Origin of the sequence: Bradyrhizobium sp. SHOUNA76, from assembly GCF_023006445.1 — a bacterium.
Taxonomy (GTDB): domain Bacteria; phylum Pseudomonadota; class Alphaproteobacteria; order Rhizobiales; family Xanthobacteraceae; genus Bradyrhizobium.
On the sequence record NZ_JALBHA010000101.1, the window covers coordinates 1 to 15576 of the forward strand.

Annotated in this window: 13 protein-coding genes; 9 read left to right on the forward strand and 4 right to left on the reverse strand. The window is 64.8% G+C overall.

The window, feature by feature from the left end:
* The 5 genes from MOV74_RS14215 to MOV74_RS14235 all read left to right on the forward strand — a co-directional run.
* Positions 1-1305, forward strand: a 1305-nt coding sequence (locus MOV74_RS14215) for a ShlB/FhaC/HecB family hemolysin secretion/activation protein (protein ID WP_246922885.1), incomplete at its 5' end; no start/stop codon positions are given.
* A 19-nt stretch (positions 1306-1324) separates the two neighbouring features.
* A complete protein-coding gene (locus MOV74_RS14220; RefSeq protein WP_246922889.1) occupies positions 1325-4930 on the forward strand; it encodes a filamentous hemagglutinin N-terminal domain-containing protein in 3606 nt (1201 codons plus the stop codon).
* A gap of 281 nt (positions 4931-5211) precedes the next feature.
* Positions 5212-6429, forward strand: coding sequence for an OpgC domain-containing protein (locus MOV74_RS14225; RefSeq protein ID WP_246922892.1), 1218 nt, complete (start codon positions 5212-5214; stop codon positions 6427-6429).
* A gap of 41 nt (positions 6430-6470) precedes the next feature.
* The gene (locus MOV74_RS14230) at positions 6471-6959 is read left to right on the forward strand and encodes a DUF2059 domain-containing protein (RefSeq protein ID WP_246922894.1); all 489 of its coding nucleotides are present in this window, start codon (positions 6471-6473) and stop codon (positions 6957-6959) included.
* A gap of 230 nt (positions 6960-7189) precedes the next feature.
* Positions 7190-8803 (forward strand): acyl-CoA synthetase, encoded by a 1614-nt coding sequence (locus MOV74_RS14235; RefSeq protein ID WP_246922896.1) that lies wholly within the window; start codon positions 7190-7192, stop codon positions 8801-8803.
* Between the two features lie 37 nt (positions 8804-8840).
* On the opposite strand, the gene MOV74_RS14240 is transcribed toward MOV74_RS14235, so the two are convergent.
* Positions 8841-9530: an AraC family transcriptional regulator gene (locus MOV74_RS14240; protein ID WP_246922897.1), complete on the reverse strand. Its 690-nt coding sequence runs from the start codon at positions 9528-9530 to the stop codon at positions 8841-8843.
* On the opposite strand from MOV74_RS14240, the gene MOV74_RS14245 reads away from it, so the two are divergent.
* Entirely contained in the window at positions 9529-9669 is a 141-nt protein-coding gene (locus MOV74_RS14245) for a hypothetical protein (RefSeq protein ID WP_246922899.1), read from the forward strand. The genes MOV74_RS14240 and MOV74_RS14245 overlap by 2 nt on opposite strands.
* 397 nt (positions 9670-10066) lie before the next feature.
* On the opposite strand, the gene MOV74_RS14250 is transcribed toward MOV74_RS14245, so the two are convergent.
* Positions 10067-11269 (reverse strand): MFS transporter, encoded by a 1203-nt coding sequence (locus MOV74_RS14250; RefSeq protein ID WP_246922901.1) that lies wholly within the window; start codon positions 11267-11269, stop codon positions 10067-10069.
* Between the two features lie 174 nt (positions 11270-11443).
* On the opposite strand from MOV74_RS14250, the gene MOV74_RS14255 reads away from it, so the two are divergent.
* The 3 genes from MOV74_RS14255 to MOV74_RS14265 all read left to right on the forward strand — a co-directional run bounded on the left by MOV74_RS14255 (position 11444) and on the right by MOV74_RS14265 (position 14420).
* Positions 11444-12247, forward strand: coding sequence for an MBL fold metallo-hydrolase (locus tag MOV74_RS14255; RefSeq protein WP_246922903.1), 804 nt, complete (start codon positions 11444-11446; stop codon positions 12245-12247).
* A gap of 155 nt (positions 12248-12402) precedes the next feature.
* On the forward strand, positions 12403-13413 hold the full coding sequence (locus tag MOV74_RS14260; protein ID WP_246922905.1) for an alpha/beta fold hydrolase: 1011 nt from the start codon (positions 12403-12405) through the stop codon (positions 13411-13413).
* Positions 13414-13427: 14 nt separating this feature from the next.
* Positions 13428-14420, forward strand: a complete 993-nt coding sequence (locus MOV74_RS14265; protein WP_246922908.1) for a fatty acid desaturase — start codon at positions 13428-13430, stop codon at positions 14418-14420.
* 10 nt (positions 14421-14430) lie between these two features.
* On the opposite strand, the gene MOV74_RS14270 is transcribed toward MOV74_RS14265, so the two are convergent.
* Complete coding sequence (locus tag MOV74_RS14270) at positions 14431-14679, reverse strand: hypothetical protein (RefSeq protein ID WP_246922911.1); 249 nt, start codon at positions 14677-14679, stop codon at positions 14431-14433.
* A gap of 136 nt (positions 14680-14815) precedes the next feature.
* Positions 14816-15576, reverse strand: a 761-nt coding sequence (locus tag MOV74_RS14275) for a YafY family protein (RefSeq protein ID WP_246922914.1), incomplete at its 5' end; no start/stop codon positions are given.

The window sequence follows — 15576 nt, forward strand, 5'->3', positions numbered from 1 at the left end:
GCCGAGGGCGCACTCAAGACCATCACGCTCGACCGTGCCAGGGGCGTGCGCGTGCGCGAGGATCTCCTGCGCGCCATCATCGAGGGCCGCGTCAAGCCGGACGGCGTGACGCGGCAGGATCTGGAAGACGCGCTCTTGCGCATGAACGACCTGCCGGGCGTCTCGGTGCACGCCAAGCTCGCGCCGGGCGAAGCGCCGAATACCAGCAAGCTCGTCGTCGGCGTCGCGCAGGCGCCCGTCGTCGGGGGCGGCATCTGGGCCGATAATTACGGCAGCTCCAACGTGGGCAAGGCGCAAGGCAACGGGCTGGTGAGGCTCACCGACGTGTCCGGCTACGGCGACCTGACGCGGCTTTCCGGCACGGTCTCGCAAGGGCAGGAGTTCGGCTCGCTGGCGACGAGCGTGCCGCTCGCAGCCAGTGGGTTTGTCGCCAATGCGACCTACAGTTATCTCGACTACCACAATATCGACGCCATCGGCCGCGCCCTCGGCCTCACCGGTTTCGCTCATTTCGCCAATGGCGGCATCGACTACAGCCTGATCCGTTCGCGCGATTTCAACCTCCAGCTTGGCGGCACCGTGACCTGGAAGGCGCTGGTCGACGACAGCGTCGCCGGAACGCTCCAGGACAAGCGCTCGACCTCCGGCACGCTCAGCCTCAACGGCGACCGGCGCGACGCGCTGCTCGGCGGCGGCATCACCAACTGGTCGGTGAGTTGGACCTATGGCGATCTCGATCTTTCGCGCTTGGCGAGCGCGCTTGCCGCCGACCAGGCTGGACTCCAGACGCAAGGGCGGTTCAACCGGATCAACGCCACGGTCGCGCGGCTTCAGGCCTTGCCCGGCGACTTCGCGCTGTTCGGCCGCCTCTACGGGCAATGGGCCGACAAGAACCTCGATTCTTCGGAAGATTTTGCGCTGGGCGGCCCGTTCGGCGTGCGCGGCTATCCCGTGGGCGAGGGGCGCGGCGACATGGGCGTGCTCGGTACGCTGGAGCTCCGCTACAACGCGCCGGTGCCGGCGCGGTTCGGCAGCCTGCAACTCGCGAGCTTCCTGGACGGCGGCTACGTCAAGATCAATGTGTCGCCGAACGGCATCGCGCCGGTCACTGTCTGCGGCTGCAATGACTACGGCCTCGCCAGCGCCGGCCTCGTCGCGCGCTGGACGCGCGAGTGGCTGAACGTCTCGGCAAGCTGGGCCCATACGCTCGGCGACAATCCCGGCCGTTCCATCATCACCGGGGCCAACGCCGATGGCGTCAAGGCCAACGACCAGTTCTGGCTGCAAGCTGGCATTCGCTTCTGATGTTTCGAGAGGGTACGCTATGACATCGACCCTGCCGCGGATGCGGTTCGCAATCGCCCTGTCCGCGACCACGGCGCTGACGCCGCCGGTGCTGGCCCAGACCCTGCCGACCGGCGGTCAGGTCGTGTCGGGACAGGCCACGATCAGCCAGTCCGGCAACGCCATGACGATCAACCAGTCGAGCGACCGGATGATCGCCAACTGGCAGAGCTTTTCGATCGGCGCCGGCAACTCCGTGACCTTCAATCAGCCCGGTGCATCCTCGGTGGCGCTGAACCGCGTCGTCGGCCAGGACCCGTCAAAAATCCTCGGCAGCCTCAGCGCCAATGGGCAAGTGTTCCTGATCAATCCGAACGGCATTGCCATCGGCAAGACCGGCAGCGTGCAGACCGGCGGCTTCGTCGCCTCCACGCTCGGCATCAGCAACGCGAATTTTCTGGCTGGTCGCTACAATTTCACCGGCAGCGGCGGCGCGATCAGCAACGAGGGCAGCATCTCCGGCAAGGTGGTGGCGCTGATCTCGCCGAGCGTCAGCAATTCCGGCACCATCACCGGCAGCACGGCGCTCGCCGCCGGCACTGACGTGCTGCTCGACTTCAATGGCGACGGCCTGCTCTCGGTCGAGGTCAAGGCCTCCACCGTCAAGACGCTGGTCGAGAACAAGGGGCTGATCCGTGCCGATGGCGGACTCGCCATCCTCACCGCCAAGGGCGCGAGCGACGCCATGAAGGGCGTCGTCAACAACACCGGCGTGGTGCAGGCCGCGAGCATCGGCAGCAAGAATGGCCGCATCCTGCTGCTCGGCGACGCCAAATACGGCGAGGTCAATGCCGGCGGCACGCTGCGGGCCCGCTCGGTCGAAACCTCCGCCGCCAAGGTCAATCTCGCCGCCGATCTGAAGGTGGACACGCTGGGCGGACGCTGGCTGATCGATCCCGTCAACATCACCATCGACGCCAATTACGCCAGTGCCTTGCAGACGGCGCTTGCGAGCGGCGACGTGACGGTGACGACCTCGGGCAGCGGCACCGATGAAGGCAACGTCACGGTCAACTCCGCCGTCACCTGGGGCTCGCATATCCTGACGCTGCGGGCCGACAACAACATCGTCATCAATGCGCCGCTGACGTCGACCGGCACGACGAGCAGTGACGGGCTGGTCCTGCAATACGCACAGACCACGGCCACCGGTGGCTACACCATCAACGCGCCGGTCAACCTGGCAGCGGGCAGCCTGTTCCAGACCCAGAAAGAATCTGACGTCGCCATCACCTATGCGGTGATCACCGACGTGAATGCCCTGCAGAACATCAACACCAACCGGTCCGGCAACTACGTGCTGGGCGCGAACATCGATGCCAGCGCCACGGCGGGTTGGAATGGTGGCGCCGGCTTCACGCCGATCGGCGGCATCGGCGATATCAGCAGCTATTTTTCCGGCATTTTCGACGGGCTCGGTCACCACATCAGCAACCTGACCATCAACCGGCCGTCCAGCGATAACATCGGCCTGTTCGGCTACATCGATGGCGGGACCATCCGCAATGTCGGATTGGAAGGCGGCAGCGTGACGGGCAATAATGCCGTCGGCGGGCTGGTGGGGTCGAGCGGCCTCTGGGTCTACGGCGGCACGAGCAGCGTCGCTTACAACACCATCAGCAACGTTTACAACACCGGCAATGTGACCGGCACCGGCGCCTTGATCGGCGGGCTGGTCGGCGACGCCTATATCACGACGATCAGCAACTCATATGCCACCGGCACGGTTGCGGGCTATGGCGCCGCCGGCGGGCTGGGAGGGCGCGTCGTCGCCTCGTTCGTTTCCAACTCATATGCGACCGGCAACGTGTCGGCGATCTGGGACGGTGCCGGCGGGCTGATCGCGTACAATATCGGCACGTGGATGGGACCGAACCCCGCGGATTATGCCATAGGTACGGTGAGCCACTCTTATGCCACGGGTACCGTATCTGGCGGCATCATGGTTGGTGGCTTGTTGGGGTACAGCAACATCGGTCTCGTCACCGACAGTTACGCCACCGGCAATGTTTCGGGCACCGGCGCAATTGGCGGCACAGGCACAGCTGCCGGTGGACTGGTGGGGTTCGAACAGTACAGCCGGGTGGAGCGGTCTTACGCCACCGGCAACGTGTCCGGTGTCAAATCGGTCGGCGGGCTGGTGGGAGCCAGCTGGTACGGCGCTGTGGTAAGTCAGTCTTACGCGACCGGCAATGTGACCGGCAGCGGCATCGTCGGCGGTCTGGTCGGGCACAGCAATGAAGCCGTTTGGGTGCTCGATTCCTACGCCACGGGAGCAGTTTCAGGAACTGACGTGGTCGGCGGGCTGGTGGGGATGAATCAGGAAAGCCACGTGGTCCGGAGCTACTTCGCGGGCACCGTGTCGGGAACCAGCAATGTCGGCGCGATCGTGGGGCTGAACTGGGATGGCGGCCAAGTCATCCAAAGCTATGCGAACAGGGAGACATCGGGGCAGAGCGCCGCCTGTGGCGGATCCGGCGGCGTCAGCAACGTCTGCGACGGCAGCATGCTCACCACGGCACAGCTGCGCGATCCCTTCACCTTCATCAACAACGGCTATGACTTTGCCGCCGTCTGGGGCAAGTCCGTCAGCGGCGCCAATAACGGCATGCCGGTGCTGCGCGCGTTCGGCGACACCGTCTACGATGCCTATGTCAACGTCGCGGGCTCGGCCAGCACCACCTATGGCACGCTGGCCTCGCTCGGCGGATTGACGATGACCGGCGTGAACGCCAATCGCGTCACGCTCGGCTGGGGCAGCGCCGTCACCACCGCATTGGGCGCGGGCAGCTACAATCTCAGCGGCTCCGACGTTCTCAGCGCGACCGGTTCGGGCGGCGCGGTCTATGTCGGATCGGTCGCGGTCGGCCTCACCATCGACAGGGCGCCGCTCACCATCACCGCCAACGCGTCCAAGACCTATGACGGCCTCGCCTTCTCTGGCGGCAGCGTCGCTTATTCCGGCTTCATGAATGGCGAGACTGCATCCGTGCTGTCGGGCACGCTCAGCTATGGCGGCACGGCGCAGGGCGCGGTGAATGCCGGCCGCTACGGCCTGACGGCGGCGGGCCTCTCGTCGGCCAATTACGCCATTAAATTTGTCGACGGTTCACTCACCGTCAACAAGGCGGCACTCACCGTCACAGCCAACGACGTCACCAGGATTTATGACGGCGTGCCGTTCTCCGGGGGCAGCGTGACCTATTCCGGCTTCGTCAACGGTGAGGGGCTACCTGCGCTCTCCGGCACGCTCGTCTATGGCGGCTCGGCCCAGGGGGCGCGCTATCCCGGTGTCTACGGTATCGCGGCCGCGGGCCTGACGTCCGTGAACTACGACATCACCTATGTCGACGGCCGGCTCGCGATCACTTCGCGGGATACGGGCGGCTGTTCGCTCGGGGCTGGCGGCAGCCCGGTCTGCGGCGCCACTCCGCCCGATCCCGCAGCGCCGCTTGGGCTCAACGACCAAGCGCCGATCGAGATCGTGCTGCCTCCGCCGCCGACGGCTGCGGATGCCAAGACGATCACGTTTGGCCCGGCATGTTCCGGTGGGAACGGCCAGCAATGTCCGGCCACCTCGCACTGAGAAGCCGCAGATTGACGGAGCATTCAAATTTAACAGGCAACGCAATGCCTTAGCAGGTAGCCTCTACTGTGCATGGGGTTGTTTTTGCAGTTTTTGCAAGGGCCGGCCGAAGCGGGCCGTGCGGCGGCGCCTCAGTGCGATGACGAAGTCACTTGCACAGGCACCAAGGTCGGCTACCGTTGGCACTAGCCGCAGGGCCAGGTGACTTTTGATTCAGATTTTTTAGCATCCCATTTGCCGGCGCCGCTTTGGCGCGACGCCCACCGGAAAGAGGCGGGGCCATGATCCGGGACCAGTCAGCTCTGCTCGCTCCAGTCGAGCGCGACCTGCGGCTCGATCTGTTCCGCGGCATCGGCTTGTGGATGATCTTTCTCGATCACATCCCGCACGACGTCGTGGCCTGGCTGACGCTGCGCAATTACGGCTTCAGCGACGCCGCCGAGTTCTTCGTCTTCATCTCCGGCTATCTCGTCGGCTGGATCTATGGGCCGATCGTCGCCGGGGGCTGGTTTCTCGCGGCGCTCAAGCGGCTGTGGCGGCGCGCGGCCGAGATGTATGTCGCCCACATCATGCTGTTTCTGTTGTTCACGGCGCAGATCGCCCGCACGATCAGGAGGTTCGACAACCCGATGTATGCGGACGAGTTCAACGTTCACAATTTTCTCGACCATCCGGACATTCTGATCGGGCAGGCGCTCTCACTCCGCTACAAGCCGGTGAATCTCGACGTGCTGCCGCTCTACATCACGCTGGTGCTTGCTGCGCCCTTCATCGTGTGGGGCCTGGTGCGCCGGCCGAACCTGACGCTGGCGGCGTCCGTGGTGCTCTATGTGCTGTCGCGCTGGTTCGACTGGAACATCGCCTCCTACCCGCCCGGCACGAGCTGGTACTTCAACCCGTTCTGCTGGCAGCTGATGTTCGTATTCGCCGCCTGGTGCGGCATCGGCGGGATCGACAAGGTCGCGGCATGGGTCTGGTCGAAGACGGTGATGGGCCTGTCCGCGGCGTGGATCGCCTTCGCCCTCCTGATCGTGATGACCTGGCATATCCACGCGCTCGAGGCGATGATCCCGAAATGGATGATCAAGGCGATCTATCCGATCGACAAGACCGACCTCGACATGCTGCGCTTCACGCATTTCCTGGCGGTGGCGATCTGGGTGACCTATTTAGTCCCGCGCCACTGGAAGGCGCTGCATTTGAAATGGCTGCGCCCGGTCATTCTCTGCGGCCAGCATTCGCTGCCGATCTTTTGCCTCAGCGTGTTCCTGTCGTTCTCGGCGCATTGGATCCTGGTCCAATACACCAAGGGCGTCTGGGAGCAACTCGCTGTCTCGTTCGCCGGCTTCGTCATCATGATCGGCGCAGCCTGGCTGCTCGACCGAGCCGAGCGGGTGCCCAGCCTCTTCGTCAAGGTGACGGATGTCGACGACGAGTCGGAGCCCGCCGCCGAAGGCGCGCCGGTAACGGTCATCGGCGCGGCTCCGGGGAGCCGCTGAGAACCCATTCCGTCGCGCGGACGATTTTTCGGGAGAGATGCATGTCGAGACTCTTGTTGACGATTGCCGGCGCCCTCCTGTTCCTCGTCTGCAACGCGTCGGCACAAACGCCATCCCCGGAGGCGATGAGCGCCGCGCGCAAGCTCGTCGCCACGCTGAAGATCGCGGATCAGTATCGCGCGGCTCTCCCGCAGCTCCTGCTCAAGCTGAGACCCGTGGTCGCGCAGGATCGGCCGGAGATCGAGCGCGACTATGATGCGATGACGGCGCCAGGATCGGAGATCTACGCGCCGTTCGTCGCCTCGATGATCGATCAGATGGCCGCCGTCTATGCCGCCAGCTTCACCGTCGATGAGCTGCGCCAGATCGAGGCGTTCTGCGCCCAGCCTGTGGGGCGGAAGTTTCTGGAGAAGTCGGATGCGCTGGCGCAGGCGAGCGCGCAGATCGGCCAGGACGTCAGCCAGAAGGCCGCCGACGAGTTGAAGCAGCGCCTCATCGAGGCGCTGCGCCAGAAGGGGCACAAGCCCTGAGCACGATGCTCCTCGGGCTTACCTGGAACTGGGACATGCTATGCACCATGTCGCCATCCCCCCGCGAGCTACCTTTGTCGGTGAAGGCATCGTGCACCGGCGGCGCTCCGGCTGATTTGACGCGGCAGATTGCGCCGACTACGCTTTGTGCAAACTCAAAAATGCGTAAGGGCGATGGCCTGAAGGTCCAGGCCGGTCTTCACGCAGATTGCAAATTCCGGGGAATGGAAATGTCGAGCGACACCGCAGCCACCATCTCGAAAGCGCGCGAGCATTCCATCGGCGATCTCTTGCGCCGTTCCGCGGGCCGAGCGCCCAACAAGCTTGCGGTGAGCTGCGGCGACGTGAGCTGGACCTTCTCCGAGATGGACGCGATCTGCAACCGGCTCGGCCGCGGCCTGCTCGGCCTCGGCGTCAAGAAGGGTGACCGCATCGCGGTACTCTCGCGCAATTCACACGCCTTCGCCGCGCTGCGTTTTGCGGTGGCGCGGATCGGCGCGGTGTTGGTGCCGATCAACTTCATGCTCAATCCGGACGAGATCAATTTCATCCTGAAGAGCTCCGGCGCCAAGCTGCTGGCGGCCGGTCCCGATTTCGTCGAGGCGGCCCGCGATGCAAGCGCCAAGGACTGCGCGGTCGAGAAGCTGATCTGGCTGCCGGGCGAGGATCCCGCAACGCCGCCCGCGGGCCTCACCACCTTCGACGATCTCCTCAGCCCCGACAGCTCGTTCCTGGAGGCGTCCGTCGACAGCCGCGATCTCGCGCAGATCGTCTACACCAGCGGCACGGAATCGCTGCCCAAGGGCGCGATGCTGACCCATGAAGCGGTGATGTGGCAGTATGTCAGCTGCGTCATCGACGGCGGCATGAGCGTGGAGGACAAATTCCTGCACGCGCTGCCGCTCTATCATTGCGCCCAGCTCGACGTCTTCCTGGGGCCGCAAATCTATCTCGGCGCCTCCGGCGTGATCACGGGCAAGCCGACGGCGGACGGCATTCTGGCGCTGATCCAGGCGCACAAGATTACGTCCTTCTTCGCGCCGCCGACGATCTGGATCGCGATGCTGCGCTCGCCGAATTTCGACAAGACCGATCTGTCGACGCTGCAGAAGGGCTATTACGGCGCCTCGATCATGCCGGTTGAGGTGCTGCTCGAGCTCCAGCGCCGCCTGCCCAACGTCAAGTTCTGGAACTTTTACGGCCAGACCGAGATCGCGCCGCTCGCAACCGTGCTGCGCCCCGAGGATCAGCTGCGTAAGGCCGGCTCGGCCGGCAAGCCCGTGCTCAATGTCGAGACGCGCGTGGTCAACACGTCGATGGAGGATGTGAAAGTCGGTGAGGTCGGCGAAATCGTGCACCGCTCGCCGCATCTGTTGTCCGGCTATTACAACGATCCCGTCAAGACCGCGGCGGCGTTTTCCGGCGGCTGGTTTCACTCCGGCGATCTCGCCACCGTCGATGAGGAGGGCCACATCACCGTGGTCGACCGCGTCAAGGACATGATCAAGACCGGCGGTGAGAACGTCGCGAGCCGCGAGGTCGAGGAGATGGTCTACCGCATCCCCGCAGTCTCCGAGGTCGCCGTCGTCGGCCTGCCCGATCCGCGCTGGATCGAGGCGGTCACCGCCATCGTCGTCGTCAAGAGCGGTGAAAAGCTGGACGAGGACGCCGTCATCAAGCACTGCGCCGGCCAGATGGCGCACTTCAAGGTGCCCAAGCGCGTCATTTTCGTCGACGCCTTGCCGAAGAATCCGAGCGGCAAGCTGCTCAAGCGCGAGCTGCGCCAGCGCTTCGTCGGCGGCGAGACGCTGGACAAGGCGATCCAGAAGAATTTTGGGACGTAGAACCGGGCGGCGTTCGGCAGCGTCGCGTCGCGCTTGGCTAGCCGGCGTCGCCGGCCAGCTTCCTGACGTCGTCGGGCGTCTGTCCGAAGCGGCGGCGAAACGCGCGATGGAAATAGGAGACGTCGTGGAAACCCGCGAGATGCGCGATCTCGATGATCTTGCGGGCGCGCATGGCAGGATTTCGAAGCAGCCGATCGGCGCGCAGCAAGCGCTGCTCCAGCACGAAGCCGCTATAGGTGATGCCCGCCTGCTCGAACAGCAGCTGGATCGTGCGTGGGCTGACCCGGTGCGTGGCCGACAGGACGGTGAGTGACAGTGCGGGGTTGTCCAGCTGCGCCAGGATGTCGGATTTGAGAGTCTCGAGACGCGCTGCGGCAAGGCCGCGCGTCCGAGCTTCCTCGGCGACATCGCCGCGGGCTCCGATCATCAGCACCGATAAATCGAACAGATGCTGCGAGACCGCGTCGAGCTCGGCGGGCGCGAGCTTGTCGGCATAAGCATGCGCGAGATCGTAATATCGCAGGAACATCGACGTGATCGGATTGGCGCCTGGGATCGACTGCGCAATCAGGTCCTCGGCATTCGGGCAGACGCGCAGCAGCGCCTTACGCGGCAGCAGCGCGGTCCGGAAATTACCGTTCCCGGTCTGAGTGATATAGGCGCCCTTGATCGAGGGGTCCCCGATTGTGACGTCGCCCGCCGCGATCTCCAGCGGGCGCTTTCCCATGGTCCCGCTCAACGCCGAATTGGGCGACGTCGTAATCACCAATTCGTCGTTCGTCCCCAACGACACGAAAGATATCGGCGAGCCGAACGAGGCCGAGAGTCTGATGCGGGGAAGAATGGCCGGCGCAATGGTCCGGTGAACTCGCCCTTCCCCGACCGGCACGAAATCGACGTTCGCCACCTGACGGCAAAACTGCTCGCGCCATCTTTCATAGGCCGGGCCATTCGGGTCGCCGTCAAAGGAGAGTTGAGGCTGGATCATCGATCGGGAAGGGCGATTTATTGGCGATTGCGGCAGGTTGTATCGTCATGCCGCTGCGCCGCAACGGCAAAAGCGGGGAATTGCGTGATAAGCCACTCGCGATGACGCGCTGAGACCGCGACCAGGTGCCGCAGCCAAGTGAGTGTCCGGACCGCGCCAGGCGCCGCCGCTGTCGCTGTCTTTCACGTCACACCATTCGCCGGATCGTCGCTCGCGGCGAACGAGACCGGCTCCCGCCTACGTCGTCGGCGTGACATTGGTGACGGCGATGAAGCTCAATACTTCTTCACTGTCGCCCCGAACGCGAACCACAGCGCCATCGATGCGAGCCCGAAGCCACCGAGCAGCAGGAAGGTCGGACCGTAGCCGATCCATTGCGCGATCCAGCCGCCGAGCGCGGGACTGAGGCTGGCGCCGACACCCTGCACCGTAATCACGGCGCCCTGGCCGAGATTGATGCGGCCGGTGCCGTTGAGCGCCCGCGCCACCATGCCGGGGACGGCAACGGTTTGCAGACCCGTGCCGATGCCGTCGAGCACTTGCATCGGCACGACGCCCCACCATCCTGTAACGAAGAAGGCGAGTACGCCGCGAATGGGCAGGAACATGAAGGAGACCAGGATGATGGGCCAGTAATTGCGCTTGCTCGCGGCCTTCATCGCGATCAGCGACGTCACGACCATCACGCCTTGTGCGATGACCACGGTGGTCGCGACGAAGCTCGGGCCGTTGGCCTGTCCCTCGGCGACCGCCGCGAGCCCGTAGAGCGGGACGATCGCGGCATTGCCGAGGTGGAATAGCGCGAGCGCCAGCGCCAGCACGAGCAGCGCCCGATGCTTGAGCAGCATCGTCATCGCATCCGGCGGAGCCTTGGAGTCATCCTCCTTGCTGCCGCGCGCGGCCCGGTCATCGATTGCCTTGGCCGGGATCATCATCACGCAGGCGATCGCGATGGCACCGAACGCGGCCGCCAGCATGAACACGGCGACATAGCCGTATTTGTAGCCGAGATAGCCCGACAGCGCGGCGCCGACCATGTTGCCGCCGTGGTTGTACGCCTGGTTGCGGCCGTTGAGCGCGTTGAAGCCCTTCTGCTTGGCGATACCCAGCGTGATGCCCGTCACCGCCGGCACGATTGCGGCGCTCGCCAGCGATTGCGCGACTTGCGAGAACGTCACCGCCCAGAAATTTTGCGAGATCAGGATGATGGCGGAGGCGAGAACGACGCAGATGCCGGGAATGACGACCCACATCCGCTTGTTGCGGCTGGCATCGATGAAGCCGCCGATCGGCGTCGTGATCAGCATTCCCGCGACATTGCCGATCGTCAGCGCGGTGCCGATCAGTCCGGTCGCCCAGCCGCGCTCCTGGAGGAATACGCCGACGAACGGACCGATGCCCGACTGCATGTCGGCCATGAAGAAGTTGAGCGCGAACAGGGGCCAGAGGCGGGACGGAGAGGGGGATCGCGATGTCATCGATACCTAGACATGCTCTTCGTGTGTCGTGATCCTCTTGGCCAATCGTTCTGGCGTTGATCTGAACGTAACGGGCGTTCGCCGCGTTGGTTCCAGTCACCCTTGCGGCTCATCGAACTTGCTGAACGCTTATTCGCAATGTCATCCTGCGGGCCTTCCCACGGAGCTCAAGTCATGCCCCTCTGGACCTGCGAAACCTGCGGCGCGCAATTTCCGAACGGCGGAAATCCGCCCGCCTCCTGTCTGATTTGCGAGGACGAGCGGCAGTTCGTGAACTGGAAAGGGCAGAGCTTCCTCACGCGCGAGGAGCTCGCGCGAGGGTACCGACTGGTGGGCCGCGACGATCTCGGCCTCACCGGCATCGGCCTGGAGCCGAGCTTCGCCATCGGGCAGCGCGCGCTGCTGGTGCCTCAAGGCGACGGCTGCGTGATGTGGGATTGCATTCCGCTGGCAACCGATGAAGCCATCCAACACGTTGCAGCGCTCGGCGGACTGAAGGCGATCGCGATCTCGCATCCGCACTACTACGGCGCGGTCGCCGACTGGAGCGATACCTTTGGCGGCGTGCCGGTCTATCTGCATGCCGACGATCGCGCTTTCGTCACGCGGCCGCATCCCTCGATCGTGCACTGGACCGGCGAAAGCCACCGCATCTCCGACGATGTGCTGCTGCTGCGCACCGGCGGTCATTTCGCCGGCGCCACCATGCTGCACGCCGTGCGCGGTGCGGACGGCAGGGGCGCGCTGCTCACCGGCGACATCGCCCAGGTGACGATGGACCGCCGCTTCGTCAGCTTCATGTACTCCTACCCCAACTACATGCCGCTCAATGCCGCCGCGGTGCGGCGGATCGCGGCCGCCGTCGAGCCGCTCGCCTTCGATCGCATCTATGGCGCCTGGTGGGGGCGCAACATTGCCACTGGGGCCAAGGCCGCCTTCGCGGCATCGGTGGAGCGCTATATCGCCGCCATCGCCTGAGCGGCCGGTTCGTTGGATTTATCTTGCCGGTCCAGAATAACTGTACTATAGGTACACTTATTAAGCGCGGCGCAACGGCGCGTCTGCGGGCTCGGCATGATCGATGCATCGCCGCCTCAGCGGCGCATTCTGGGCCGCGAGCGGGAGTCCGGTTCATGACGGAGCACTACGAGATCTTCGAAGCCGGCGACGTCACCCTCCAGTCCGGGGTCGTCTTCTCCTCGCTGAAGCTCGCTTACAAGACCTACGGCACGCTGAGCCCGGCCAAGGACAACGTCATCCTCTATCCGACGTCGTTCAGCGCGCAGCATTTTGACACCGAGTGGCTAATTGGCCCGGACGGCGTGCTCGATCCCACGCGCTACTTCATCATCGTCCCGAACCTGTTCGGCAACGGCCTGTCGTCCTCGCCGTCGAATACTGCGGCGCCGTTCCCGGAGGTGACCTATCACGATGCGGTCGCGGTCCAGCACCGGCTCCTCACCGAGCGCTTCGGCATCGCAAAGCTTGCGCTCGTCTACGGCTGGTCGATGGGCGGCACGCAGGCCTATCACTGGGCGGCGCTGCATCCCGATATGGTCGCGCGCGCCGCCGTGGTCTGCGGCAGTGCGCGTTGTGCGCCCTACAATCAAGTCTTCCTGGAAAGCGTGAAGGCCGCGCTCACCGCCGATCCCGCCTTCCGCGACGGCCGCTTCGCCGAGAAGCCCGTCGCCGGTTACCGCGCCATGGGGCGCGTCTATGCCGGCTGGGCGATGTCGCACGGCTTCTATCGCGACGAGCTCTGGCGCGAGGCCGGCTTCAGCTCGCTGGAGGATTATCTCGTCCGTACCTGGGATGCGACGTTTGCCCGGCGCGACGCCAATGATCTGCTGGCGCAGATCGGAATCTGGCAGCGCGGCGATATCAGTCGCTGTGGAGCATTCGGCGGCAATCTCGACCGCGCGCTGGCCGCGATCAAGGCGCACATGCTGCTGATGCCCGGCGCGACCGACCGCTATTTCGACGCCCGCGACAACGAGGACGAGCTCGGCCGGCTGACCAACGCCAAATCGGCCGTGCTGCATCCGATCCCGTCGTTGCACGGCCATCGCGCCGGCAACCCCGTCGGCAATCCGCGCGACCAGGCCTTCATCAAGGCCGAGGTCGCAGCTCTTCTCGGTAAGTGACAGGGCATCCGACCATGACTGACGCGACCGTTTCAGAATCCGGCCACCGCCTGAAGCCGCTGACGCCGGCGATGCTGCGCGGACTGTCGGTCCGCTCCAATCTCAGGGGCGCGGCGCAGAGCCTTGGCCATTATGGCGTGATCGTACTGGTGGGCGCGCTGATCTGGATGGTCGCTTCCCGCCATGGCGTGCTCTGGGCGCTGCCGTTGATGGCGGTGCAGGGCTATTTCGTCGCCTTCCTGTTCATGGCGGTGCACGAGACCGCGCACAAGACCGCGTTCAGGAGCCGCGGCCTCAATCTCGTCGTCGGCCATCTCTCGGCCTTCATCATCGGATTGCCCTACGAATATTATTGCCTGTTTCACTGGGACCATCACCGCTACACCCAGGATCCGGACAAGGATCCCGAGTTGATCGTCGGGGTGAAGCCGACATCCGACACGCAGCTCGCGATCGCCTATAGCGGCCTGATGCAGGTCGCCGGGCGTCTACGGCTGATGCTCGGCCATGCGATCACCGGCAAGGTCACCATGCCCTGGATTCCCGAGGGCAAGCGCGCCACCATCGTCATGGAGGCGCGTGCCTATGTCGCGCTCTATATCCTGCTGCTCGCGCTGTCGCTGTGGTTCTCGTCAGCGTTGCTGCTTTGGGTCTGGATCGTCCCGCTCGTCATCGGGCAGTTATTCCTGCGGCCCTATCTCTATGCCGAGCATACCGGCTGCGACCGCACCCGCAGCGCTTTCCAGAACACTCGCACCACCTATACCGGCGCGGTCGTCAAATGGTCCGCGTGGAACATGCCCTATCACGTCGAGCACCACGCTTATCCCTCGATCCCCTTTCATGCGCTGCCGAAGCTGAACGAGATCGTCGACGGCGAGATCGTCCATCGCGGCCGCGGCTACATCAGAACGACGCGCGAGACCTGGGCCTGGTTTCGCCGGCAGCGCAGGGCGGCTAGTCAAATGCAAAACTCCGGTCGCGGTGCGACCGGAGCTTCGTCGTGAAGGCGAGATATCAGTACATCCCGTAGGCGCAGACATTCACGACGCGCACGCGCAGGCCATGACGGGTCTGGATCAGGCGCTCCTGGTAGCAATTGCTGACGCCGGTGTTGAGGTAGATGCCGCCAATGCCCCAGCCGGGACCCCAGTGGTGATGACCGTGATGGTAATGGAAACCACCGGCCGAAGCCGCGGTGGGGGCGAGAGCGGCGACAGCGAGCGAGCCGGCGGCGATCAGACCAAGAGCAAGCTTACGAAACATCTTCATTCTCCATTTGGCGCGGGGCCGTTGTTGTGTCCCTGCATCTCGGTCGGGCTGAAACGCGAATGCGTTCACGGCTCGCGGCGAGAATCGTGTTTCAGGATTGTTTCGTGGGCTGCGGCAAAATGTGCCGCCGTCAGGCTCTTCGCACCGCGCGATAGCGCGCGGCCATTGCCTGCGTCAGCTCCACCATCTTGTCGCGAAGATCGGCGGGCTCCAGCACTTCGGCCTCGGGACCGAGCCGCAACAATTCGGCCGCGGCGTGCCAGGATGTCTTGCCGACGGGCACGCGCGCAACGCGCCAGCCGTCGGCATCAGCGGTCTCTTCGAGCTGCGTGCGCGCCTTGACGTAGGGCTGGCTCAGCGCATCGAGCAGCTTGACGCCGAACGGCGAGAGCCGCACGACCGCGACATTCGGATGCATCTCGGCCTCGAGGCGAAGTGTCGCGGCCTGCCAATAGGCGGCGAGATCGAAATCGGCGGGGCGATCGAAGCCGTCGTCGAGCGCCGTGCAGTCGAGCACGCGCGCGACGCGATAGGTGCGCACGCTGGCGTCGACCTGACCCGCGAGGTACCAGCTCCCACCCTTCAGCACGAGGCCGAGCGGCGCGAGGCGGCGCTGCTTCTCGGATCGCCAGCTCTGATAGCGGATCTTGATCAGCGTCCCGCGCAGAGTAGCCCCGGCGATCGTGCGCAGGTGCTTTGGGTCTTCCGTCTCGCCAAACCAGCCCGGCGCGTCCAGGTGAAAACGCTCCTGCATCCGCCCGGCGTCCGCGCGCAGATTCGCAGGCAGGGCGGCCATCAGCTTGTTCTGCGCGGCGATCATCGCAGCGTCGAGCCCGAGCGCCGCGGCCGGGCCCGGCAATCCGGCCAGGAACAGCGCGCCTGCCTCGATCT